This is a genomic window from Stygiolobus azoricus (assembly GCF_009729035.1).
In the GTDB taxonomy this organism is placed as follows: Archaea; Thermoproteota; Thermoprotei_A; order Sulfolobales; family Sulfolobaceae; genus Stygiolobus; species Stygiolobus azoricus.
Genome location: NZ_CP045483.1, coordinates 775,062 through 798,699 on the forward strand (window position 1 = coordinate 775,062; position 23,638 = coordinate 798,699).

At 37.3% G+C, this 23,638-nt stretch carries 24 protein-coding genes; 19 read left to right on the forward strand and 5 right to left on the reverse strand.

Annotated features, from left to right (window positions below; all coding sequences use genetic code 11):
* Positions 1-173 precede the first annotated feature (173 nt).
* On the reverse strand, positions 174-1,250 hold the full coding sequence (locus tag D1868_RS04535) for an inositol-3-phosphate synthase (RefSeq protein ID WP_156005982.1): 1,077 nt from the start codon (positions 1,248-1,250) through the stop codon (positions 174-176).
* A gap of 96 nt (positions 1,251-1,346) precedes the next feature.
* On the opposite strand from D1868_RS04535, the gene D1868_RS04540 reads away from it, so the two are divergent.
* From D1868_RS04540 to D1868_RS04580, 9 genes are read left to right on the forward strand one after another with little or no spacing between them, the layout of a single operon-like run.
* Complete coding sequence (locus D1868_RS04540) at positions 1,347-1,619, forward strand: acylphosphatase (protein WP_156005984.1); 273 nt, start codon at positions 1,347-1,349, stop codon at positions 1,617-1,619.
* Between the two features lie 51 nt (positions 1,620-1,670).
* Positions 1,671-2,945: a TrpB-like pyridoxal phosphate-dependent enzyme gene (locus tag D1868_RS04545; protein ID WP_156005986.1), complete on the forward strand. Its 1,275-nt coding sequence runs from the start codon at positions 1,671-1,673 to the stop codon at positions 2,943-2,945.
* Complete coding sequence (gene trpA / locus D1868_RS04550; RefSeq protein WP_156005988.1) at positions 2,942-3,679, forward strand: tryptophan synthase subunit alpha; 738 nt, start codon at positions 2,942-2,944, stop codon at positions 3,677-3,679. The genes D1868_RS04545 and trpA overlap by 4 nt, the downstream gene beginning before the upstream one ends.
* Positions 3,666-4,712: an anthranilate phosphoribosyltransferase gene (gene trpD, locus D1868_RS04555; protein WP_156005989.1), complete on the forward strand. Its 1,047-nt coding sequence runs from the start codon at positions 3,666-3,668 to the stop codon at positions 4,710-4,712. Before trpA ends, trpD begins: the two co-directional genes overlap by 14 nt.
* The gene (locus D1868_RS04560; protein ID WP_156005990.1) at positions 4,699-5,304 is read left to right on the forward strand and encodes a phosphoribosylanthranilate isomerase; all 606 of its coding nucleotides are present in this window, start codon (positions 4,699-4,701) and stop codon (positions 5,302-5,304) included. The genes trpD and D1868_RS04560 overlap by 14 nt, the downstream gene beginning before the upstream one ends.
* On the forward strand, positions 5,286-6,590 hold the full coding sequence (locus tag D1868_RS04565) for an anthranilate synthase component I (RefSeq protein ID WP_156005992.1): 1,305 nt from the start codon (positions 5,286-5,288) through the stop codon (positions 6,588-6,590). The genes D1868_RS04560 and D1868_RS04565 overlap by 19 nt, the downstream gene beginning before the upstream one ends.
* Positions 6,587-7,171, forward strand: a complete 585-nt coding sequence (locus D1868_RS04570; protein ID WP_156005994.1) for an anthranilate synthase component II — start codon at positions 6,587-6,589, stop codon at positions 7,169-7,171. The genes D1868_RS04565 and D1868_RS04570 overlap by 4 nt, the downstream gene beginning before the upstream one ends.
* Before the next feature lie 4 nt (positions 7,172-7,175).
* Complete coding sequence (gene trpC / locus D1868_RS04575; protein WP_156005996.1) at positions 7,176-7,922, forward strand: indole-3-glycerol phosphate synthase TrpC; 747 nt, start codon at positions 7,176-7,178, stop codon at positions 7,920-7,922.
* Between the two features lie 11 nt (positions 7,923-7,933).
* Positions 7,934-9,142 (forward strand): pyridoxal phosphate-dependent aminotransferase, encoded by a 1,209-nt coding sequence (locus D1868_RS04580; protein ID WP_156005998.1) that lies wholly within the window; start codon positions 7,934-7,936, stop codon positions 9,140-9,142.
* A 140-nt stretch (positions 9,143-9,282) separates the two neighbouring features.
* Here D1868_RS04580 and D1868_RS04585 read toward each other — a convergent pair whose 3' ends face one another.
* Entirely contained in the window at positions 9,283-11,724 is a 2,442-nt protein-coding gene (locus tag D1868_RS04585; RefSeq protein WP_156006000.1) for a valine--tRNA ligase, read from the reverse strand.
* A 55-nt stretch (positions 11,725-11,779) separates the two neighbouring features.
* Between D1868_RS04585 and D1868_RS04590 the strand changes: the two genes are divergently transcribed.
* Both D1868_RS04590 and D1868_RS04595 read left to right on the forward strand, forming a co-directional pair.
* Positions 11,780-12,760, forward strand: coding sequence for a geranylgeranyl reductase family protein (locus D1868_RS04590; protein WP_156006002.1), 981 nt, complete (start codon positions 11,780-11,782; stop codon positions 12,758-12,760).
* Positions 12,738-13,133 (forward strand): hypothetical protein, encoded by a 396-nt coding sequence (locus D1868_RS04595; RefSeq protein WP_156006004.1) that lies wholly within the window; start codon positions 12,738-12,740, stop codon positions 13,131-13,133. The genes D1868_RS04590 and D1868_RS04595 overlap by 23 nt, the downstream gene beginning before the upstream one ends.
* A gap of 285 nt (positions 13,134-13,418) precedes the next feature.
* Here D1868_RS04595 and D1868_RS04600 read toward each other — a convergent pair whose 3' ends face one another.
* Positions 13,419-13,739 (reverse strand): hypothetical protein, encoded by a 321-nt coding sequence (locus tag D1868_RS04600; RefSeq protein ID WP_156006006.1) that lies wholly within the window; start codon positions 13,737-13,739, stop codon positions 13,419-13,421.
* Positions 13,723-13,941 (reverse strand): hypothetical protein, encoded by a 219-nt coding sequence (locus tag D1868_RS04605; protein ID WP_156006008.1) that lies wholly within the window; start codon positions 13,939-13,941, stop codon positions 13,723-13,725. Before D1868_RS04605 ends, D1868_RS04600 begins: the two co-directional genes overlap by 17 nt.
* 114 nt (positions 13,942-14,055) lie before the next feature.
* Between D1868_RS04605 and D1868_RS04610 the strand changes: the two genes are divergently transcribed.
* From D1868_RS04610 to D1868_RS04645, 8 genes are all read left to right on the forward strand, one after another.
* The gene (locus D1868_RS04610; protein ID WP_156006010.1) at positions 14,056-14,604 is read left to right on the forward strand and encodes a hypothetical protein; all 549 of its coding nucleotides are present in this window, start codon (positions 14,056-14,058) and stop codon (positions 14,602-14,604) included.
* A complete protein-coding gene (locus D1868_RS04615) occupies positions 14,546-15,169 on the forward strand; it encodes an N-glycosylase/DNA lyase (protein WP_156006012.1) in 624 nt (207 codons plus the stop codon). The genes D1868_RS04610 and D1868_RS04615 overlap by 59 nt, the downstream gene beginning before the upstream one ends.
* 188 nt (positions 15,170-15,357) lie before the next feature.
* Complete coding sequence (locus tag D1868_RS04620; protein WP_156006014.1) at positions 15,358-16,293, forward strand: NAD(P)-dependent oxidoreductase; 936 nt, start codon at positions 15,358-15,360, stop codon at positions 16,291-16,293.
* Complete coding sequence (locus tag D1868_RS04625; RefSeq protein WP_156006016.1) at positions 16,294-17,409, forward strand: pyridoxal-phosphate-dependent aminotransferase family protein; 1,116 nt, start codon at positions 16,294-16,296, stop codon at positions 17,407-17,409.
* A 38-nt stretch (positions 17,410-17,447) separates the two neighbouring features.
* Entirely contained in the window at positions 17,448-17,711 is a 264-nt protein-coding gene (locus D1868_RS04630) for a DNA-directed RNA polymerase subunit K (protein ID WP_156006018.1), read from the forward strand.
* Positions 17,712-17,713: 2 nt separating this feature from the next.
* On the forward strand, positions 17,714-19,720 hold the full coding sequence (locus D1868_RS04635; protein ID WP_156006020.1) for a DNA topoisomerase I: 2,007 nt from the start codon (positions 17,714-17,716) through the stop codon (positions 19,718-19,720).
* Between the two features lie 203 nt (positions 19,721-19,923).
* Positions 19,924-21,801: an AMP-binding protein gene (locus D1868_RS04640; protein WP_156006022.1), complete on the forward strand. Its 1,878-nt coding sequence runs from the start codon at positions 19,924-19,926 to the stop codon at positions 21,799-21,801.
* A 14-nt stretch (positions 21,802-21,815) separates the two neighbouring features.
* Positions 21,816-22,559 (forward strand): CoA transferase subunit A, encoded by a 744-nt coding sequence (locus tag D1868_RS04645; RefSeq protein WP_156007954.1) that lies wholly within the window; start codon positions 21,816-21,818, stop codon positions 22,557-22,559.
* Here the strand turns inward: D1868_RS04645 and D1868_RS04650 are convergent, their stop codons facing one another.
* A complete protein-coding gene (locus tag D1868_RS04650) occupies positions 22,560-23,282 on the reverse strand; it encodes a CoA-transferase subunit beta (RefSeq protein ID WP_231112466.1) in 723 nt (240 codons plus the stop codon). It lies immediately after the preceding gene.
* Positions 23,283-23,638 lie beyond the last annotated feature (356 nt).

The following is a 23,638-nucleotide window of genomic DNA, read 5'->3' on the forward strand; positions in this document are numbered from 1 at the left end:
ATATTATTCTTCCGCAATTCTCGCACTTTCCTATTGACAAGTTCCTTCTACAAATTTGGCAGAGGCTCATTTCACATACTTTACATATGCCTTGAGTGATTACAAAATCTTCTAAACATACTTTTCTCCTACAAATTTTGCAAACAAAAAGTTGTGAATTTTCTTCACAAATTTCACATTTCCAAAAATCTCTTAAACCATCTGTAAGCTTCTTCATCATCTTTCGCCTGGACAGGCGGATGTTTGAAGTAAAATGCTGATAATTCAATTAGAGGTCCGCTTATCTTCCTATCCAACGCTACTTTAACACCCCTTATCACGTCTACTAACACCGCAGCGCAGTTAGATTTATCGTCGACTTCTAATGAAGCCTCTATTTTTATTGGCATCCCAGCAAAGCCAGAGCCCTTAACGTAAATATAGGCTACTTTAGTATTTCCTAAGAAAGGAATATAGTCTGACGGACCAATCCTGATTTTACCTTCTTTCTCTAGATAATCGTTCTCTAAAGTGCTTGTTACAGCTTTGGTTTTGCTAACCCTTTTAGAATATAACCTTTCTTCTGTTTTCATGTTTAGGAAGTCTGTGTTTCCTCCTACATTAAGCTGGTAGGTCTCGTCTACCTTAACTCCCCTGAGTCTGAACAAAGATGTGAGTGTTCTGTGAAGGATTGTAGCACCTATTTGACCCTTAACATCATCACCAGCTATAGGAAGTCCCCTTTCTTTAAACAGTCTGGGAAATTCTCCGGTAGGATCGCTTGCTATAAAAACGGGAATCGCGTTAATGAAGGCTACTCCTGCCTCTAAAGCAGCCCTAGCATAAGTTCTGCTTGCTATCTCACTACCTACCGGTAACATATTTACAAGGATCTCGGCTTTACTATTCTTGAGTTCTTGTACTACATCCTCTATCTTTCCGTCCATTACGGGGTTAAAAACGTCAATCATATGAGGAGCTACTCCGTCAAATATGGGTCCTTTAGAAACTTTTACGCCTTTTTTGGGCATTTCGACAATTTTAGGGGTTATATTAGGTTTCTCGAAGATAGCTTCACTTATATCCTTTCCTATTTTGTTTTTTGATATGTCGAATGCTGCAACTATCTCTATGTCGGTTACTTTATATCCTCCTATTAGTGGTGTGATTAACCCCTCGTAATAACCCTCTCCTTTCTGTTTATAATATTCTATTCCTTGTATAAGCATTGAGGCACAATTTCCTAGTCCAGCTATTGCTACTTTAATCATTGATTTTAAAATGAGAGGAGATGGATTAAAATATATTGTGATGATAAGGAGAAATCGGATAGGTGAAGAAGTGGAGCGACACTGAGGTTGAGATTCATGTTAAAAAGAATGTATGTAAGGGTGTACGGCATAGTTCAGGGGGTTGGTTTTCGGCGTTTTGTTCAAATTCACGCGGTAAGACTGGGGGTAAAAGGTTATGCTAAAAATCTGCCAGACGGAAGTGTAGAGATAGTAGGAGAGGGTCACGAAGAAGCTCTTCAGAAACTCTTAGACCAGATAAGACGAGGACCTCCTCTTGCAAAGGTAGAGAATGTGGACGTAAGGTTTGATGAGTATAAAGGTGAGTTCGACACGTTTGATACCTATTAAAATTTTTAAATGTGGTAAGCTTTTATTGTATAAGGTGTTTTTGTTGCACCAATGGTAAACACGGATTTGATTCCAAAGTACTGGTACAATATAGTTCCAGACCTACCCAAACCTTTACCTCCTCCAAGAGACCCTCCAGATGCTGAATTTTCAAGGATTGAGCTCCTTAAGAAAATATTGCCCAAAGAAGTATTAAGGCAACAGTTCACTATAGAGAGATTTATAAAGATCCCTGAGGAAGTGAGGGATAGATACGCGGCTATAGGTAGGCCTACACCCCTAATTAGAGCGAAGAGGTTAGAAGAATATTTAGGTACTCCTGCAAAGATCTACTTTAAATACGAGGGTGCAACCCCTACGGGGTCTCATAAGATAAACACAGCTATACCTCAAGCATATTTTGCGTATAAAGAAGGAGTAGAGCATGTAGTAACAGAGACGGGTGCTGGACAGTGGGGGACGGCGGTCGCACTAGCTGCTTCGATGTATAATATGGAATCCACTATTTTCATGGTGAAAGTTAGTTATGAACAGAAACCAATGAGAAAGACGATAATGGAACTCTATGGTGGAAATGTTTATCCAAGTCCCACGGACTTAACTGAATTTGGAAGGAAAGTTCTTAAGGAAAATCCGAATCACCCAGGGTCTCTAGGTATAGCAATGAGTGAAGCTATAGAATATGCACTAACATACGGCTACAGATACCTAGTAGGAAGTGTTTTAGATGTAGTACTTCTACACCAGTCAGTAATCGGTATGGAGGCTATAGCCCAATTAGAAGAGCTAGGCGAGGAACCGGACGTACTAATAGGATGTGTAGGTGGAGGAAGTAACTTCGGAGGATTTGTTTATCCCTTTATAGGTGCTAAGAAAGGAAAGAAGTATATTGCGGTAGGCGCAGCGGAAGTACCGAAGTTTAGCACTGGTAAGTATGAGTATGACTTTCCTGATTCCGCAGGTTTATTACCTCTGGTTAAGATGATAACCCTAGGCAAGGATTATGTTCCTCCCTCGATATATGCAGGAGGGTTAAGATATCACGGTGTTGCTCCGTCTCTTAGCCTATTAGTGAGAGAAAAGATCATAGAGTGGAGGGAATACGGAGAGGAGGACATATTTGAGGCTGCTCAACTAGTAATGAAAACTCAAGGTATTGTACCTGCCCCAGAGACCTCCCATGCATTGAGAGCTGTGATCGATGAGGCATTAGAGGCGAAGAAGAAAAACGAGAAAAAGGTAATTGTTGTAAACTTCAGTGGTCACGGGTTATTGGATCTTGGTAATTATGAATCTATAAGAAAGAGAATAGGGAGCAAGAAATGAAGAGAATGTTAGTAACGTATATGACATTAGGATATCCAAATTTGGACTCGTTCTATGAGTTTGTAGAAAAAAGTGTATCATTGGGGACAGATATATTGGAGATAGGCGTACCACCAAAGTACGCTAAATACGATGGTCCCGTGATTAGAAAAAGTTACAAAGTAGTTACTGAATGGCTTAAGGACTACTATTCAGTCTTAGCGGAGGTCAGAAAAAGGGTTTCAGTACCTATTATCATATTAACGTATTTAGAAGATTATATAAATCAATTGGATCAATTTCTTGGTAAATTGAGAGAAATAGGGATAGATGGGATACTATTTCCAGATCTATTGATTGATTTCGTAGACGATTATTTGTCATATGTTAATATAATTAAGAAACATGGGTTAAAGGCTGTGTTATTTACAGCTCCATCAGTCCCCGATACTCTCATACAAGAGGCGTCAAAGATTTCCGATATATTTCTTTATTACGGTGTAAGACCCACTACTGGAGTGATTATTCCCGTAAGTGTTGACTCCCTGATTATACGTGTTAGGAATTTAGTTCAAAATAAGTTAGTTGTAGGGTTTGGACTTAACGATCTTAACGACCTCAGAAAAGCATTATTCGCGGGGGCTGACGGGGTAGCTATTGGTACTGCTTTCATCGAAGAAATTGAGAAGAACGGAATCAATAGTGCACTAGAACTAGTTAAAAAAATCAGGGGGATTTTAGATGAATACAGTTGAGTACTTGAAAAAACTCGTTTATGAGAAAAAGGATCTTTCAGAAAAAGAAGCTGAGGAAATAGCTAACGGTATAATGAGGGGAGAGATAAATGAGATTCAGAGTTCGGGAATTCTGGTAGCTTTAGCGTCTAAGGGAGAATCGGCAGAAGAGATTAGAGGGTTTGCAAGGGCTATGAGAAGTAATTCAATAAAAATAGACTTTCCCGATAGTTTGGACACAGCTGGTACTGGGGGGGACGGGTTAAACACCTTAAACGTTAGTACAGCTGCAGCTCTCGTACTTAGTCAGATTTTTCCTGTTGCAAAACACGGTAATAGATTGGTGAGCAGTAAGTCGGGAAGTGCTGACGTCTTGGAAGAACTGGGATATAACATATCTGTCAGTAAAGATAAAGCTATTGAGCTTTTGAGAAAGTGTAATTTTGTCTTTTTATTTGCCCAACTCTATCATCCTGCGATGAAGAACGTTGCTAATGTAAGGAAGAATCTCGGGATACGTACAATATTTAATATCTTAGGTCCGCTTACCAATCCCGCTTCAGCTAAGTACCAGATGATTGGCATATTTTCTACAAAATACATTGATAGAATAGCAGAAGCTGTTCAATATCTTAATTACGAGAGAGTATTTTTGTATCATGGAGATCCTGGAATTGATGAAGTAAGTCCCCAAGGAGATACTCTGATATATGAAGTGAAAGGTCATAGTATAGAAAAGTATAAGGTAAACTATACGGATTTCGGCATTAAAGAACCGGTCTCGATAGATAAATTAAGAGTCGAAAATGCTCACGATTCAGCTCTTAAGATCACTAGGGGATTGTTGGGACGGGATAAAAATGTCAGAATTTTCATAGGAATTAACGTTAGTGTTGGCCTTAAACTATTAGGGAAAGTTAACGATTTTAAAGACGGATATGAGTACGCTGAGCAACTCATGAGCAGTTCTGTAGAGCACATAAGAAAGATAATGGAGTTAAACGGAAATCCTCAAAAATTTGAGGCTTTGGTGAAGGAAGCTGATAAGGGTTAAGTTCTGCGGTATATCTAGTGTTGAAGACGCTATACTAGCTGAAAAATTAGGTGCAGACTTCATAGGTGTAGTAAGTGATACAGTAAGTCCTAGGTATGTAAAAAATGAGTTTGTAAAAATAGTGAAAAGGTATGTTACTAAACCCGTAGTAACGGTAAAGGTTAAAGGAGAACTAGGTAAAATACTAGAAGAAGGGAAAGAGGCGGATTTTATACAAATACATAGGGTTTTAACTGACGAAGAATTACAGTATTTAAATTCCTTCAGAAGGAATATCATTTTATACGTACCTGCATCTGGTAAATTCGAAACGTACTTTAGAAAAGTGGTCTCATCTTCAAATTACATGGTTCTATTAGATAAAGATAATGAAAACAAGGTCGATTTGTATGTTGCTAAAAAATGGATTAATGAGTACTCTAAGGTCGGTATAGGAGGAGGTATAAAGCCCGAAAATGTTAGGGATTTCCTCTCACTAAACCCTTACTGGATTGATATCTCCAGTGGGATTGAATTATACAAGGGAAAGAAAGACCCGAGTAAAATGTCCTTAATTATAAAAGAGGTGAGAGAATGGACGTCTATCCGATAACTGCTTTCGCACAACCTAACGAAGTTTTTAAGTGTATTAAACAAGGAGAGAACATTGCCGCATTACTTGAAAGCGGTTCTGGTCCTCAGCATAAAGCGAGGTTTAGTATAATTGCTTGGGGGAGGAAAGGCTATCTTAAGTTAAACAAAGACTCTAGCGAGGGAGATATATCGACCTCATTTTATGATCCCGTGGAGGTTTTAGGTGAGTTTATGAAAAAAGCCCCATTGTTGAATTTTCCTGGAAAATTTAAGGGGGGTATGATAGGGTATGTCAGTTATGACGCAATAAGGTATTGGGAAACGATAAAGGATCTGAAACCAGAAGCCGAGGATTGGCCATACGCTGAGTTCTTCATACCCGAAAATGTAATCTTGTATGACCATGTTGAAGGGAAGGTTTACGTAGAAGGTGAACTCCAGCTTAAAGATGGTTGTTCGGATTCAGGACAAGTAAAGTTCGATCTCTATGATGAATCTTTAGGGAAAACGGAATTTGAAGATAGTGTTTCAGACATATTAGATTATATAAAACGAGGCTATGCTTTTCAGGTAGTAATTTCTAGATTTTATAGGTATACATTTAAGGGTGATGTAATACACTTTTACAATACGTTAAGGAAAATTAATCCTTCACCTTATATGTTTTACCTAAAGTTCTTTGATAGGGAGATAATTGGTTCAAGTCCCGAAACATTATTCAGTGTCCAAGATGGTATCGTTGAAACTTATCCTATAGCGGGTTCTAGGCCTAGAGGGAAGACCGTAGAAGAGGACTTAGAGTTGGAGAGGGAAATGTTGGCTTCGGAGAAAGAGAGGGCAGAGCACTTAATGCTTGTAGACTTAGCTAGGAATGACATAGGTAAAGTATGTTACATGGGTTCCGTGAAAGTACCGGAATTAATGTATGTAGAAAAATACAGTCATGTTCAGCATATAGTTAGTAAGGTAGTCGGAACATTGAAGAGGAACAACACTTCCTTTGACGTGCTGAAAGCTACCTTCCCCGCGGGGACGGTAAGCGGAGCTCCTAAGCCTATGGCTATGAATATTATAGAGATGTTGGAACCGTATAAGAGAGGTCCCTATGCTGGAGGTGTGGGATTCTTCTCAGCAAATGGAGACTCCGAGTTTGCTATAACGATAAGGAGTGCTTTCGTAAATAAAGATTTGTTTAGGATTCAGGCAGGAGCTGGTATAGTTTACGATTCAATCCCAGAAATGGAATATTATGAGACTGAACATAAAATGAGGGCTTTGAAAGTGGCTATGGGGGTGGAAAAATGACAGATATTACACTTATAATAGATAATTATGACAGTTTCGTTTATAATATAGCACAAATAGTAGGAGAATTAGGAACTATTCCGATAGTGATAAGAAATGATGAAATTACAGTGAGGGGGGTAGAGAGAATAAACCCTGATAGGATCATCATCTCTCCGGGTCCGGGTTCACCTGATAAGAAGGAGGATATAGGTATAGTAATAGACGTAATAAAGCAACTGGGAAAAAGAATTCCGATTTTTGGTATTTGTTTAGGTCATCAAGCTATAGGCTATGCTTTCGGGGCTAAGATAAGAAGGGCTAAAAAGGTGTTTCACGGTAAAATAAGTAAAATAGTTCATAATTCGTCTGCTATTATTTATGACGGAATCCCTAAGCAATTCGAGGCTACTAGATATCACAGTTTAGTTATTGATGATGTAAAGGAGCCGTTAATTATTGACGCTTATTCCTTAGAAGATAACGAAATAATGGGGGTTCATCATGTCGAATATAGAATATATGGGGTTCAATTTCATCCTGAAAGTGTGGGCACACCGTTAGGTAAGAGAATACTTTATAATTTCATTAATAAAGTCTGATCAGATGCCTAGATTTTTACAAGGCTGGTTAGCGGATGTTATAAGATTTTCCCAACAAAGACCTGAAGTATACAAAACTAGACAGAGGCCTATTTATTCGCTCAAAAGGAATATTATGGTAAAGAAAAGTGAGGGCAAAAACCCCATTATTGCTGAGTTTAAAAGGAAATCTCCCTCTGGGCTTAACGTGAATAGTGATATAATAGAGTATGTAAAATTTATGGAGGCTAATGATGTTGCCGGTATATCTGTTTTAACCGAGGAGAAATTTTTCGGAGGCAGTTATACAGACCTTGAAAGAGTTGCCGAAAACGTTAGTGTCCCAGTTTTAATGAAAGATTTTGTAGTAACTGAGAAACAAATAAATACTGCCTATAGTTTAGGTGCTGACGCTGTTTTATTGATAGTAAGGATTCTCACGGAGAGGGAGTTAATTAGTTTGTACAAATACGCAAAGAGTTATAAGTTAGACGTTATTGTGGAGGTAACAAATGAGGAAGAGGTAGAAATAGCTTTAAGGAATAATTTTGATATAATAGGCGTAAACTCTAGAGATCTTTCCTCTCTTGACTTAAGTTTGGAAAAGGCTGAAAGGTTACTTAAACTTATCCCTTCAGATAGGATAAAAATTGCTGAAAGTGGGATAAGGACTAGAGACGATATTCATCGTCTTAAAAATGCGGGAGCTGACGCATTTTTAATAGGGACTACATTAATGCAAGATCCGAATAAAATAAAGGAATTAATTTAGGTGTATAATTTATGTCAGTAGATAATTTTTCTACTGCGTCAACAAGTATAACCGGTGAATCAACGTTAGTTTATCAAGAAGCTTCAAGGAGAGTACAGAAGGAGAAAGGTATAAGAGTAATAAACTTCGGAATAGGGCAACCTGATTTACCTACGTTTAGAAAAATAAGAAATGCAGCAATAAAGGCACTCGATGAGGGCTTTACCGGGTATACCTCAGCCTACGGTATAGATGAATTACGCGAAAAGATCGCATCACATTTAAATTCGAGGTATCCTAGCGAGAGACCAATAAAGAAGGAGGAAGTAATAGTTACGCCTGGTGCAAAAACGGCATTATATCTTGCTTTTCTTCTTTACGTTAATCCTGGTGACGAAGTTATAATTTTCGACCCGTCTTTCTACTCCTATGCGGAAGTAGTAAAGATGTTAGGCGGTAAACCTGTTTACATCAAGATGAGGTGGACTGAAGAGAACGGTTTCTCACTCAATGTTAATGAGCTACAAGAGAAGATAACACCTAAGACTAAGATGATAGTTCTTAATAATCCTCATAATCCTACTGGAATGGTGTTTGATCCGAGAGAAATAGAGAAAGTAATGGAAATAGCAAAGGAGAGGAAAGTGATCTTGTTATCGGACGAGATTTATGATTATTTTGTTTACGATGGAAAAATGAGAAGTGTCTTAGAAGATCCAAGTTGGCGTGATTACGTAATTTATGTTAACGGTTTCAGTAAGACGTTTTCTATGACTGGTTGGAGGCTCGGTTATATAGTAGCTAAAGATAAAGTCGTGAAAAAAATGGCAGAGCTCGCAGCTAATATATATACATGTCCGACTAGTTTTGCCCAGAAAGGGGCATTAGCTGCTTTTGATTCATTGGATGATGTAAAGGATATGATTTCATTATTCAGAAGAAGAAGGGATGTAATGTATGAAGAACTGAAGAAAAATAAATGGATAAGGGTTTATAAGAGTCAAGGGGCATTCTACATGTTTCCGTATGTAGGAGACATACTAGCTAAGACGAAAATGCAGGTTAAAGACTTCTCGTTAAAAATGATAGAAGAAGCTGGAGTAACTACTATACCGGGAGAGGTCTTCCCGCTAGAGGTTGGAAGGAACTTTCTGAGACTGAGTTTCGCTGTAGACGAAAATGATATAAGAGAAGGAGTCAGAAAGATTAATGAATTCGTAACAGGGTTGATGAAAGAGTAACGAGTGAACGGTGAGCAAAACTCCCATGGGCTGACCATCTATGATTAAATAATATTTACTTTCTGTTTTCACCTCCAGTTCAGTTCTTCAAAACAAGTAAAGGAGGGTTTGAAAAGCACGTCGAAAAATTCTTATTAATTTTATTTTTTCACTATTGATAATAATTCAGCCTTAATCTCGTCGCCCTCTTGATACTCTATACTCTCGATTTTCAGTGTTTTCTTTATATCATTTTCTACAGTTTTTATTTTCTCAATGAACTCTTTAGGACCTACTAATTTAATATTAATTATAGATATAATGGATAATTGATTCTGTATTTTCAATGTTCTTATTGCTGAAGTAGCTTTCTTTATGTACTCTCCCAACTTCAGAATTTCGGGGTCTTCTTTAATGTCACTTACATCAGGAATTCTCTCCAACAAGATACTCATCTTATCTCCAAAAAGTCTACTGTACATCTCTTCTGTTATGTGGGGTGCTAGCGGGTGTAATATTACTAAAAGATCCCTGAATATTCTTTGCAAGGTGTAAAGTGCTGACTGATCTTCCTCGAATAGTCTGTGTTTGATGAGTTCTAGATACTCATCAGCTATTGTCTCCCAGAAGTACGAGTACAAAGACTCCAAAACTGTGTAAAAGTCGTAATTATCGTAAGCACTAATGGCTTTTTCTATAAATCTCTTGTGTTCAGCTAAGATCCACTTGTCGATAACATTTAAGGTTATAGGTTTTTCGAACTTCTTCTTCCCTATAAAGGGATACGAAAGCCTTCCAGCGTTCCACAACTTTTGAAGTAGTAGCTTCTTCGCCTTTACGGTTTCCCATTTGAATGGGAAGTCGTCTCCTATTCTTGCATCCAATAATGTAAGCCTTATCGCATCGGCACCAAATTCGTCTACCCTATCTAGTGGGTTAACCACGTTTCCTTTGCTTTTACTCATTCTAGTTCCGTCAGGTCCCAATACTTGTCCGTTAATTAGTACCTCTTTAAAAGGTATATTACCGGTTAGCATTAGAGTTCTGAAGAAAGTGTAAAATAACCACGTTCTTATGATATCCGTCCCTTGTAATCTTAATGATGCAGGGAAAGTCCTTGAAAATCTATTTTTGTCGGTGTAAAAACCAGTTAGGTAAATCACTGTAACGCTGGAATCGATCCATACATCAGCTACATCGGTCACTGGCTTTAAAGTAAGACCGCATTTAGGACATTTATCCACAGGAGGAGACGCTTTCGTAGGATCTACAGGTAGTTGTTCTTCTTTAGCGGGGACTAAATGTCCGCTATCGCAATACCAGAACGGCAATGGTGTCCCATATACTCTTTGTCTGCTTATATTCCAATCCCATTCCAAGCTATTGATCCAGTCTTCGAGATAATGGGACATTCTGGAAGGGATGAATTTCATTTTTTTATATTCTTCTAGCAATTGTGATTTAAACGGCAGGGTCTTTATGTATATTTGTTTTTTTGTAAGGAACTCTATGGGAGATAGACAGTCACTTCTCTCAGTGTGAGACAAAACGTTGTGCTTAATATTCTCTACTTTCACTAAGTAACCTTGTTGTTTTAGTATTTCCACCATCTTCTTTCTGGCTTCAGTGACTTTCAAACCGTCCAACAACCCGTTAGTGTTTTTCATTCTGCCTTTCTCGTCCAGCAGTTCTGTTACAGGTAAGTTGTACATTAATTGCCACTTTATGTCTTGAGGGTCTCCGTAAGTGCTTATCATTACTGCACCAGTGCCGAATTCTTTTTCCACAGACTTATCGGCAATTATTTTTACCTCTTTATTAAACACGGGAACTATAACCGTTTTTCCTATCAAGTTCTTGTATCGTTCGTCTTCCGGATGTACTGCTACAGCTTGTGTTGCTCCCAATAATTCAGGTCTGGTTGTTGCTATTATTATATCTCCACCATCCTTGAGAGGGAATCTAATATAAGCTAGTATTCCTTCTTTCTCAAGGTATCCTACTTCACTTTGAGCTAACGCAGTCTCACACTTAGGACACCAGTATACTGGTCCCTCCTTCATTTCTATTAGTCCGTTCTCAAACATCTGCAGTAAGCTTTTCTGTATTACTCTTCTATACTTTTCTTCGTAAGTTCTGTACTCAAATCTTTCCCACTCTGGTCTGTAGCCAAGTCTAATCATAGCTTCTTTCATTCTCTTAATCATATCCTCTGTCCACTCAATGCATTTTTTGAGGAACAGTTCCCTGTTATCCTTAGGAATACCGAGCTTGTACTGGACTTTCAGCTCGGTAGGTAACCCTTGTGTGTCCCATCCCTGAGGTAAAAGCACGTTATATCCTTGGAGTCTCTTAAATCTCGCTATGGTATCAGCAATGGAAACCCAATATGCGTGACCCATGTGAAGTTCTCCGCTCGTGAAAGGCGGAGGAGTATCTATAACGAATGTGGGCGATTGAGTATCCTCGTCCTTAAACCTGAAGACTTTCTCCCAAAACTCTTGGCTTAACCAGATTTTTTGCCACTTTAGCTCAATCGACTTAGGATCATAATGCTTAGGCCATTCTTCCATCTTTTTATTAATCTCCTCCTGTGTTAGCATTGTTTCACCTATTTTACCACTATTTTATAAGGTATGAGGTTAAAAATTGTTGGAAATGAAGATTGCAATTATTGGTGGTGGAGTATCAGGATCATTACTAGGTTACTTGTTAAAGGCTAAGACAAATCATGAGGTAAAGTTATTCGATGTAATAAACAAGTATGTTAAACCTTGTGGAGATATAGTCCCTAACGTTTTTTCTCCCCCGTATCCTTGGGAAGTCAAGTTCGAGATTAAGAGGTTCGCTTTTTATATAGATGGGGAGAGGGTTTACGACGTAGAATATAGGCATACGAAGTGGTTAGTAATAGACAAATGGAAATGGATTAATGACATGCGTAAAAATTTAGGTTTTAATCACGTAAGTGAATTTAGAAAAGAGGACTTTGATCTAGTAATAGACTCTAAGGGTCCATACGATATGGATAGGGATGTAGTGTATACGACAAGGGCTATTATAAAGACTGATAAATTTACTGATGAAGCTATTTTCGAGTTTGATACTAAATACACGGGTTTTTATTGGATATTCCCAGCTGAAGAAGGGTTACTTAACATAGGAGCTGGTTTCATAGAGTATAAGAACTCAAAGGAGCTCTTACTTAAGTATATGAAAGAGAGATACGGTAATTTCGAATTGTTAGACATAAGAGGTGCTCCTATTTCCATTTCCCCAGTCCGTAATAAGGTTGGAAGAATAGGTGAAGCTAGAGGGTTAGTCTTTCCTCTGAGCGGTGAGGGAATAAGACCCTCTGCTATTTCTGCAATAAAGGCTTATGAGGTAGTATCGTACGATTTTAATAAGTTTGAAGAGAGATTAGACTCCGCTTTGAAAAGCTTAGAGGACAGTATTATGTTACAACATAAAATTCTTTCGTTATATAGGAAAAGTGGGTTATCTTTAAGGAAGGGTCTCCTAAAATTCTTGTTTAAAAACGAAATCCTTATAGATGCTTATTTAGAAGATAAATTAACTCCTGAAGGTATAACAGAGTCAGCGAGGTTTGTGAAAAGTGGAGGTATACTTAGAAAATAGTAAGAGTAAGACCGGTAAGCATGCAATAAGGAGTTTACTTTACACCTTGGAGAACGGTAAACTAGTAGAATATAAAACCGCTAAGGTAAAGGGTAAAGTTCCTCCCACTTACAAGATAGGAGATAAAACGCTAGTTATAATACCAGATAAGGGAATTTTCATACATTTAGTTTTCTTAAAAAATCTAAAAAATAAGGTAAGAGGAAAGGTCACTGTGTATAAAGACGGTAATATAGTTTCTGAATTCAATTATAGAAAATTAAAGTTAAAACTAGTGAAAGGGGATCCAACCTATGCCGATCAAGTTAAAGCCTTATTTGAAGAGCTTAAGATCCCGGTTAAAGGAATTAACTTAAAGCTTCCCAAGGGGTGAGATCATTTTTGAAGTTGAATACACTATACTTCCTTCAGATCCATCTAATGTTTTGAGAAACACATACGCTTTGGAACTTATTGAGAAAGAGTTAAAGGAGTTCTGTAATGTCGTAAAAGCGGGAGCTTCGCTACTTTGTGCTCCTTCCGCTGATGTTTTAGTGTTAGTATTTACCTCATTTAATGAAGGGAGACAGCTTAATGTTCGTTTAAAGGTTCAGTCCCAAAATTCTCAGTCTTTAGTTAATATCTTATCCCAGCTAGCAACCAGACTCAGAGAACAAGGTTATGTAATGACTTTAGCTACTTCCTCCAGCATCTTCAGGTAAGTCCGTTTTATCTCTTCATCGTCTGTTATTTCCTTTTTCATCTCAGCTACTATATTACACAAGTAAGTGTGTATCCTCGATTTGCATAAAACTCCTTTCACGATTCTGTAAGAGTCGTTCTCAATATTTAATTCCACATAAATGACATTGTTAACACTATTAATGACTTTTAATTTTTCTGTGTTATTAACTATTATATCTGTGTCCGCGTAAAAAAGATTTCCAATCAATACGAGATCTTTATTGTTGAATAGAATTTTCTTAAACTGTTTGGACAAGCTCGCTCCCGCAGTAAGGACATCTGTACTTCAAACCCCTTGCATCAGCCTCACAGAAATAGGCCCTATACTTCTTTTCGCACTTTGGGCACTTGTATACTATATCAGTTCCCATCTTTAATTTTCTGTTACATATTCTACAGTAAACTTGAACCCATCCTATATGTCCGTAAGCTGTGCTTCCTCTGCCTTTAATACTCATGCGTTATACTACTTTCTATCATGTATTTATATTTATCGTAAGGATAAGGTGTTACCTTTTCCGCCAAGAGTAACTATTATTAGGAGAAGATTATAAATATAGTAGGAATACAAAGTGCAGGCTGTAGTCTCGTATTATAAATTAGAACCAGTAGAGTTACTCCCTGGTCTGATCGGTTATAAAGTTGTTAAAGAGAAGGAAGAACTGATTAACGTTAAAGATGAAGAAGAGGCGGAAAAAATTACTTCTCAAGATACCTCTCATGTGTCTGTTATTAATGCTAATAAATTTAGAGTAGTTAATACTCCAGGTTTGATGAGGTATACTTTGCCTGAACCCTTGAAGTTACTTAGGATCGGTTATCCTAAAGATCTTCAGAATGTAGAATCAGTGGGAATGGAGTATCTTACGTTCTTTGACAAGGATTATAAACTAATAGGTTTAGATATTAATGAGAACTTTGATAAACCTTTTGTAGTCTTAGATTTTGAGAATGGATTTACTAAGATAATATCTAAAGGAGAAATGAACTCTAAGCCTAAGGGAACTAAGGAGTCAACAGTTAAAAAGTCTAAAAAGAAAGCTAAGAGTAAGAAAAAGAAGAGTGCTAAGAGAGCTGGTTCAAGACAAAAAGCTAAGAGCAAGAGTGCTAGAAAGAGTTGAGGAATTTTTATTAAATAATAAAGCAGGAGAAGAAATTTGGTTTAGGGAATTAATACTTTGTTTACTTACCGCTGATTCTTCCTTTATATCTGCTTATAAGGCCTTAAATAACCTATACTCTCATGACATTAAATTATTAGATAGGGAGCAGATCTCTGTAATTTTAAGAGATTCTGGATATAGATTTTATAACCTTAAATCCCGTTACATAAGAGAAGCAATTGAAAAATATTACGGAAGGATAAAGATATTAGTGAAACCCATAGCTGATATTGACCAATTTGAAGCTAGAGAATTTCTAGTAAATAACGTTAAAGGTTTAGGTTATAAAGAAGCTAGCCACTTCCTACGTAATCTGGGATACTTTGAGCTGGCTATTATTGATAGACACATTTTACGGTATGTTAATACTAATTTGTACGTAAGCGTTAAAAAAGTAGATAACAAACATAGATATTTATTGGTTGAAGGTTTACTTAGAGCTATAGCTTCAGCTTTGAATATGCAAGTGGGGTTGCTTGATCTTTTTATATTTTTTAAGCAAACCCAAACTCTCGTAAAATAAAATAAAAAAATATAAAAGTAAGACTTTAACGTATAAAGTGAGGGTAAAAATGCAAACAACCACAAATTCCTTGAATGTGCCTAAAGGCATACAACTTTACTTGTCTTATGCTACGTTTTGGGCTTTTTCTTCATCACTTTCATCATGTTAAACATCTAATTCTATAAATTCTTCTTACGGTGAATGTTATGTCTTCCGTAAAAGTATTAATTACGGATCCTATTAACGAAATCCTAATTAAAACGCTAAAAGAGAAGGGAGCAGAAGTAGATTATAGACCTGAAATTGAAAGAAAAGAATTGTTAGATATAATAGAAAACTATGAAGTCTTAGTGGTCAGAAGTAGAACTAAGGTAGATAAAGACGTAATCGAGAGAGGTAAAAACTTAAAAATAATTGCAAGGGCCGGTATAGGTCTAGATAATATCGATACAGACGAGACTGATAAAAGAGGAATCAAGGTAGTTTATGCTCCGGGTGCTTCTACGGATTCTGCAGTAGAATTAACAATAGGACTAATGATAGCTGCAGCTAGAAAAATGCACGCAGCAATGAACCTAGCAAAATCCGGTATATTTAAGAAGTTAGAAGGAGTAGAGTTAGCTGGAAAAACTATAGGGATAATAGGTTATGGAAGAATAGGCACTAAGGTAGGAATAATAGCAAATGCTATGGGGATGAGAGTCTTAGCATATGACGTTGTAGACATTAGAGAAAAAGCAGAGAAACTCAATGCAAAAGTCGTAACTCTAGATGAGTTGGTGAAGGAGTCAGATGTTATAAGTCTTCACGTAACAGTAGGTAAAAATGCTAAGCCGATTTTAGATAGGGATAAATTTGAAAAAATGAAGAATAATGTAATAATCGTTAACACCAGTAGAGCTGTATCGGTGGACGGTAAAGCTTTACTAGAATATATAAAGTCTGGTAAGGTTTTAGCCTATGCTACGGATGTATTTTGGAATGAACCTCCAAAGGAGGAGTGGGAACTAGAGTTATTAAAGCATGAGAGAGTTATTGTTACTCCTCATATAGGTGCTCAAACCAAGGAAGCGCAACAAAGAGTAGCCGAAATAACACTACAGAACTTACTCGCTGCTATGAAAGAGTTGGGGATGATCTAAATGTTGTTAATACCCGGTCCGGTAGAAGTCCCAAAGAGCGTAAAGGAAGCATCTACACTAGTAATCAACCATAGAAGTGATAAGTTTAGAGAAATAGTTAAAAACCTAGAGAATTTAATGAATGAGCATTTCAGTTCTACTAGAGTAGCATTATTAACAGGCTCAGGCACCTTGGCTGTAGAAGCAATGGTTTACTCTCTTGTAAAAAGAGGTGAAAAAGTTATAACATTTCCATACGGTGAATTTGGCAATAGGCTTTTAGACTCACTAAAAAGGAGAGGGGCTAACGTAGTGAGCTATAAAAAACCACTGGGTCAAGGTTTTACCTTAGAGGAGATCAAGGAAGCGTTAGATAACAATAAAGATGCAACTACAGTTGCTCTGGTTCACAACGAAACCAGTACGGGGATTGCATTCAGAAATATGGAAGAGATAACTCATGTAGTTAAAAGCAGAGGTTTAAAATTACTTGTTGACTCTGTATCGGGATTCGCTGCGTATAAACTTCTAGTTAATGAATGGAAAATAGATGCTGTGGCTACCGGAAGTCAGAAAGCTTTAGCGTCAGTGCCCGGCTTAGGTTTCGTTGCACTGTCTCAAGAAGGAGTAAACGAGCTCGTAAAAGATGAAGTCCCTGCTTATTTAGATATATCACTTTATCTCAAGTTCCAAGATAAATTTGAGACACCGTTTACTCCTGCGGTAGGAGTATTTAACGCTACATTAAGAGCTGCTGAACTGCTGAAAATTGAAGGGATTGAAAATAGATGGAGAAGGCATGAAGCTTGTGCACGTTTCGTAAGGAATATCACTAATTATCTTGGATTTTCATTATTTGGTAATGAGAGTAACTTCTCGAATACTGTGGTTGCAGCTGAACCACCTATAAAGGATCTAAGAAGCAAGTTGAAGGAATTTAAGATCGAAATATCGCCAGGGATAGGAGAGTTGAAGGAGAAAATAGTGAGATTTGGATTACTTGGAATCGTAGATGATAGGGCAGTAGGTAAGTTAGCTAAAGCACTGGGAACTATATTTAATTCAGATATACCGTTTACTCCTCCTCCAGAATGTAAGCTGCCGGAATTTCTCGCAAAAGAGATAGATTGGGATTAGAGTTAGATTTTTTTCCTACTTATTGGGTGTGAGTACTAATGACAATTAGTAAAATTAATGAGATTTTTCAGGAGAGTTGGAAAGGTAAACTAACAAAATACGAGATAGCACGAATTATCAGCGCAAGAGCTTTGCAGCTTGCAATGGGTGCTCAACCTCTCATTGATATGTCTAATTTGCCTTTTGATGACGTTATAAGCATAGCAGATGACGAATTGAAAAGAGGGGTTTTACCTATTACTATAAGACGTGTATATCCTAATGGTAAAGTAGAGTTAGTGTCTATAAGAAAGATCGAATAAACATGGTCTGTAGGCCAAATAAGTATACATTAGTCGTTGCAGAGAAAAGCAAAGCAGCTAAGAAGATAGCGGAAGCATTATCTACTAAACCTCAACTATGTAAACAGTTTTCGGTGAGTTATTGGGTTTTAAATTACGGTGAGAGAACTTTAGTAATTGCCCCAGCCGCTGGACACCTTTTCAATCTTTATGGGAATTCTGGATTTCCAGTATTTCATATGGAATGGAAACCCCTTTGGACAATAGATGATTCCGCTAGATACACTAAGAAATATTATGAGTTATTTAGATTTCTTTCGGTAAATGCTTTAGATTTTATAAACGCATGTGACTATGATATTGAAGGTTCTGTAATAGGTTATATAATAATAAAGTTCTTTGGGGATGAGAGAAGAGCTAAGAGGATGAAGTTTTCAGCTCTTACTAAAGAAGATATTAGGAAAGCAATTACACATCTAGAACCTTTAGATTACAATATGATCAATGCCGGAATAGCGAGACATAAAGTCGACTGGTTATGGGGGATAAACGTCAGTAGAGCATTAATGAATGCTATACGCGAGATATCTAGGAAGAGAATAGTATTAAGCGCTGGGAGGGTACAAAGCCCCACGTTAATCCATGTGATAAATAATACAATGGAGAGGGAAACTTACGTTCCTCTTCCGTATTATACAGTAAATGTGGAAGCGGTAATTGGAAAAAGGAAAGTGAAGTTTACAGCTAATAAAGTGTTCGAAAAGAAAGAAGATGCTCAAAAGTTTGCAGAAAAAATAAAGAACGATAAGCTAGTAGTCAGAGAAGTAGAATATGAAGAAAGAAATTTGCTCAGACCCCCACCCTTCAACCTAGGAGATCTTCAGGTAGAAGCAGGAAGAATTTTAGGTCTCTCACCCTATTATACGGAGAGACTAGCTGAAGAGTTGTATTTAGATGGGCTTATTAGTTACCCGAGAACTAATAGCCAAAAGATACCTCCTACTGTTAATGTCGATAAGATAGTCGAAGATATAGAGCGTAACAACTTCCCTAATTTAGTGAAGTTAGTGAAGAATATAACTAAAAGAGAGAATGGGTTTCAAGTTAGACAAGGAGAGAAGGAAGATCCAGCACATCCAGCTATCTATCCTACAGGAGAAAAAGCTAAGGGCTTAAAACTTAAAACGTACAAACTGTTTGAGTTAATAACGAGAAGGTTCTTAGCCAGTATATCCTCTGACGCCAAGGTCAAAGAACAAAAGGTAGACTTAATGTTTAAAGAAACGAAGTTAGACGTAAGGCTAACTTTTCAGAAAGTAATTTTTAAGGGATGGTTATTATTGTATCCTTATCGAAAAGTACCTGATGAGGAGCTCCTTGACGTGAAAAGGGGGGATATAGGGGAAATAGTAAAGGTCTCCGTTTCGATGAAAGTTACTAAACCATCGTTAAATAGGCTTACTAAAATTGACCTATTGAAATGGATGGAGAGCACTAATCTAGGTACTGAGGCAACTAGAGGGAGAATTATAGAGACATTATTCGATAGAAAATATCTGGTAAAAAAAGGAAGTTATCTAGTACCAACTGACCTTGGGATAACAGTAGCTGAAGTCTTAGATCAGTACTTTAAGGAATTAACAGACGTCTCTCTGACAAAGAAAATGGAGGAGAAACTTAATGCAATTATTGACGGTAAAGTTAATGAGCAAGAAGTTGTAGATGAGACAATCAAAATCTTAGAAAACTACATGAACAAATATCAGGAGGTCAAGAAGCGTATTGGAGAGAAATTAGGAGGGGTACTAGGTCTCGTAAGTTATAAACCTTGTAAAATATGTAAGCTTGAGGCTATTTCGGTAAACGGTTTATGTAAGTATCATGATGAAGCACTGAGGAAACTCAGGGAATCTTTACTAGTATGGAAGGAAAGAAGCGGTATGACTGAATCACAAATAATCAAGAAACTATCTGCTTCTTCTTCTACTGGAAAATATGTTAAAGAGATAATAGAGAAGAAACTAATATAGGTATCTAGAGAAAGGAGGTCAGATACCTCAGGGTTTAACTCACCGATCGCTTTGGCATGACTCACATCATCTAAAAAGAGTTCTATTTAAGTGAGTTATTAAACTTAATGAGAGAGTAAGAAAAATTGAGGAACTCCGTTTTGTCTTATTGTCTAGTTCCCGTCCGCTAAATCTATTTATTAATTCATAAGTTTATTTTTGTAATGAAAGAGATCAGTTTAAGCGATTATCTTGATATTTGGAAGCAAAGTATAAGTAATCCTCAAGAGTTTTGGGATAAGATAGCTAAGGAACTGGTTTGGTTTCGGCATTACGAAAAGATCTTAGACTATAAATCACCGGATAATTACCGTTGGTTTGTAGGCGGAAAAATTAATATAGCGTATAATGCACTGGACAGATGGATTTCTCAGGGTAAGGGAGACAAAACAGCTATAATCTGGTTAAATGAAGAAGGAAAAGAGAGGAAATATACTTACAAAGACCTATATGAATTATCGAGCAAAATATCTACATTTATCGCTCAGTATTCGTCGAAATCCGATACAATACTGTTATACATGCCTATGGTTGTCGAAGCAGGAGCAACAATGTTAGCCTCAGCGAGATCAGGTACAATTCATACTGTAGTGTTCTCGGGGTTCGGTGTTAAAGCATTAGCAGAGAGAATAAAGAGTGCTAAGCCGAAAATAATTTTCACGGCAGATGTTACATACAGAAGAGGAAAAGTCATAGAGTTGAAGAGTGTAGTCGATGAAGCGATAAAGGAAAGCGGAATTAATGTAAACAAAGTCGTAGTTTTAAATAGAGAGAACAAGGCTAGTTTTAAAGAGGATAGAGATGTAGACTTTAATGAAGTCCTTAAGCTTAACACCAGAAAGGAAGTTGTTGAGACGAATTCAGAAGATCCCTTGTTCATACTTTATACTTCTGGGACTACTGGAAAGCCTAAAGGCATAGTTCATGCAATGGGTTCTTATACTGTATGGTGTTATGCTCACGTTAAATGGTTATACGATTTCTCGAACGAAAAGAAGTTACTAACAACTGCTGACCTGGGCTGGATTAACGGTCACTCGTATAGTCTTTACGGACCCTTACTTAACTATGGTACAACGATTTGGTATGAGGGTGCCATGGACTATCCGCATCCCGGAGTTATGTGGGAAATAATAGAGAAATATAAAGTTGAAAACGTGTGGACTGCACCTACATTGGTTAAAATGCTAATGAAGTACGGGGAAGACCACGTGAGGAAGTTCAACACCTCGAGCTTAGAGGTTTTTGTTACCGCTGGTGAGAGCCTGGGAGTTGAGGCAATGAACTGGTTACGTAGAAACGTTAAAGCAAAAAAGATTTTCGAGGTGTGGGGACAGACCGAGAATTCCGGATATATTGCATCTCCAGGAGGTTTTTACTTCGGTTTCCTCAAGATCAAGGATGGAAGTGTTGGTGTCCCGTTACCGTCTATAAATATTAAGATAGTTGATGACAACGGTAATGAACTACCTAGAGGGAAAGCCGGAAATATCATAGTTACTTCACCTTCTCCCGCTTTTATGATTGGTCTGTGGAATGATGAAAGGTATAAAAACTACTACGTCAGGTTCGGTTATTATGAGACTGGAGATTACGGTTATATGGACCAAGATGGGTATTTGTATATTCTAGGCAGGAGCGATGATGTATTAAAAGTCGCAGGTCATAGGCTAGGGGTGGCCGAAATTGAGAATGTCGCTTATATTGAAGAAGTTGCTGAAGTTGCAGTAGTAGGAGTTCCTGACGAGATTAGAAGAGAGGTAATTGTAATATTTGCTGTACCTAGAGAAGGGGTTAAGGACTTATCATTAGTGAAGCAAAAGATCATTGAAAACGTGAGAAAGAATTTCGGGGCAATAGCTGTTGTCAAGGAAGTAATTTTCGTTAATAAACTACCCCACACGAGAACCGGCAAAATTATGAGGAGGGTTTTAAGGGCGTTAGCAACTGGAAAAGATGTAGGTGATGTTTCAACACTGGAGGACGAGACGAGTGTAGAAGAAGCTAAAAAAGCGTTAGCCGATATTAAAGTGGTGTACTGAATTTGAGTAAATTAATGGATATTAAAGAAGCTGTTAACTTGGTGAAGGACGGCGATTCGATCACCATTAGTGGTATGTCATTTCATAGAAATCCTATGGCGTTTATCTATGAGTTGATCAGGAGTGGTAAAAAGGGGTTATATTTTATTGACCGAGAGCCAGGTTTTGGGTTAGAAGTTCTTCTCAAGCATGGTGTGGTTAAAAAGATAAGGGCTGCTATGGCTACTCTCGAATGGTTCGGAATTCCTCCGTATTTTAGGAAGATGATAGAAAATAAAGACGTGGAATTTATTGAAGACACATGTGGTGCTTTTATCGCCGGTATTAGGGCTGGTGCGTTCGGGCTACCTTTTATGCCCGTCAAGGGGATAATAGGCTCAGACTTAGTTAAAATCCACGAAAAGTTAGAAGACTGGAAAGTTACTAAAGATCCCTTTTCTGGTGAAGATATCCTCTTAGTAAAAGCTATAGTCCCCGATGTAGCAATCATCCACGTCCATAAGGCAGATGATGAAGGCAACAGTGAAATATTAGGACCTCTATATGAAGACGAGTATAAGGCCAAAGCAGCCAAAATAACAATTATAACAGCAGAGGAAATTGTTGACAAGAGTTATTTCTACGGCAAAAGGCCTACAATAAATGGCGAATACGTGACCGCCGTAGTTCACGCTCCTAGGGGTGCCGAACCCACAAGTATGTTCGGGCTTTATGATGTAGATTGGGAAAAAGTAGTGGAAGAGTTACAGCCTATCTAGTTATGCAAGGGCAGAACGTAAGTTATAAGGATCCATACTTTTTATATATTCCCTCTCGTCATCTCTGAGCGTAATAATTCGTAAGGTATGTGACGCAGCCACCTCAAATGCTGTATTATTTAAGATCTCTTCAAGTGAGGTGTTTTCATAAATAGCAGTTATGAACCAAGTTTTCTTCTCTCTGTCGTATTTTAGAACCCCTAAGTTAGTAACTACTATTACCATATTATTAGAATATTTTGCTGTTCCCGTCACAAAGTCGACTTTTTCTACGAGAGATCTTTTTGAGTGTTTTAAATTCCATAGTATAGCTTTTCTAGCTAGGGGTAAGATAAATGCAGTTGCGGCTCCACCTGTCAGCCTTACTTTTGGATTGTGGTAGTCTCCTATTACGGAGAGATTTACGTTAGTCTCTTTGTCAATTTGAACCGGTCCTAAAAACATAACATCAAGTCTCCCCTTCTGAGCTAAATCGAAAGCGTCTGCCGTTATAAACACTGGAGTGTTTGAAACCATGAAGGGATTACCGGTTGATGGACTTACTTCTACGGACTTAGGATTATCAGCCTCAGCAACGCCTATTATCCTTATTTTCTTACCGTAAAGGTCTCTTGCCATGAATGAGGCAATAAGAGCTGGAATTGAGTTTAACCCTATGTAAACTAGCTCATTATCTTCAAGCTGTTCAGCAATAGCTTTTATAGCGTACTCTATTTGACTCATCATTAAACTATATCATTAGATGTTAATTAATTCACTTATGTTGGCATTTGTAAAATTTATTAGAAGATTCACGTTTTGTGTGAAAGTATACTAAAAAGGTTTCCTAAAAAATAATTTGGTATCTATAGTGTTTTGGGAAAAAAGAAATTCATATTGTTAGGTGTATAAACTAATTAGCATTTATCTATTTACGTTTAATAATTAAAAAGAGTACTACCAACTCAGGTTTTTTATCTTATCTTATCATTTTTTGTATTATTTTTATAATAACTTTTAATGAAATATCAGTTTTTAACTCAGTTTAATTAATTATCTACAATACTTTTAAAACTCTACTTATATTTTTCAAGGAAAAG

What these genes read in the sequence shown, in the direction of transcription:
- D1868_RS04645 (WP_156007954.1), top strand. Translation starts at nt 21,816, where the DNA reads ATGGATATTAAAGAAGCTGTTAACTTGGTGAAGGACGGCGATTCGATC.
- D1868_RS04535 (WP_156005982.1), bottom strand. Translation starts at nt 1,250, where the DNA reads ATGATTAAAGTAGCAATAGCTGGACTAGGAAATTGTGCCTCAATGCTT.
- D1868_RS04545 (WP_156005986.1), top strand. Translation starts at nt 1,671, where the DNA reads ATGGTAAACACGGATTTGATTCCAAAGTACTGGTACAATATAGTTCCA.
- D1868_RS04635 (WP_156006020.1), top strand. Translation starts at nt 17,714, where the DNA reads ATGGTCTGTAGGCCAAATAAGTATACATTAGTCGTTGCAGAGAAAAGC.
- trpA (WP_156005988.1), top strand. Translation starts at nt 2,942, where the DNA reads ATGAAGAGAATGTTAGTAACGTATATGACATTAGGATATCCAAATTTG.
- trpC (WP_156005996.1), top strand. Translation starts at nt 7,176, where the DNA reads ATGCCTAGATTTTTACAAGGCTGGTTAGCGGATGTTATAAGATTTTCC.
- trpD (WP_156005989.1), top strand. Translation starts at nt 3,666, where the DNA reads ATGAATACAGTTGAGTACTTGAAAAAACTCGTTTATGAGAAAAAGGAT.
- D1868_RS04605 (WP_156006008.1), bottom strand. Translation starts at nt 13,941, where the DNA reads ATGAGTATTAAAGGCAGAGGAAGCACAGCTTACGGACATATAGGATGG.
- D1868_RS04570 (WP_156005994.1), top strand. Translation starts at nt 6,587, where the DNA reads ATGACAGATATTACACTTATAATAGATAATTATGACAGTTTCGTTTAT.
- D1868_RS04640 (WP_156006022.1), top strand. Translation starts at nt 19,924, where the DNA reads ATGAAAGAGATCAGTTTAAGCGATTATCTTGATATTTGGAAGCAAAGT.
- D1868_RS04565 (WP_156005992.1), top strand. Translation starts at nt 5,286, where the DNA reads ATGGACGTCTATCCGATAACTGCTTTCGCACAACCTAACGAAGTTTTT.
- D1868_RS04650 (WP_231112466.1), bottom strand. Translation starts at nt 23,282, where the DNA reads ATGAGTCAAATAGAGTACGCTATAAAAGCTATTGCTGAACAGCTTGAA.
- D1868_RS04585 (WP_156006000.1), bottom strand. Translation starts at nt 11,724, where the DNA reads ATGCTAACACAGGAGGAGATTAATAAAAAGATGGAAGAATGGCCTAAG.
- D1868_RS04590 (WP_156006002.1), top strand. Translation starts at nt 11,780, where the DNA reads ATGAAGATTGCAATTATTGGTGGTGGAGTATCAGGATCATTACTAGGT.
- D1868_RS04630 (WP_156006018.1), top strand. Translation starts at nt 17,448, where the DNA reads ATGACAATTAGTAAAATTAATGAGATTTTTCAGGAGAGTTGGAAAGGT.
- D1868_RS04580 (WP_156005998.1), top strand. Translation starts at nt 7,934, where the DNA reads ATGTCAGTAGATAATTTTTCTACTGCGTCAACAAGTATAACCGGTGAA.
- D1868_RS04625 (WP_156006016.1), top strand. Translation starts at nt 16,294, where the DNA reads ATGTTGTTAATACCCGGTCCGGTAGAAGTCCCAAAGAGCGTAAAGGAA.
- D1868_RS04620 (WP_156006014.1), top strand. Translation starts at nt 15,358, where the DNA reads ATGTCTTCCGTAAAAGTATTAATTACGGATCCTATTAACGAAATCCTA.
- D1868_RS04540 (WP_156005984.1), top strand. Translation starts at nt 1,347, where the DNA reads ATGTTAAAAAGAATGTATGTAAGGGTGTACGGCATAGTTCAGGGGGTT.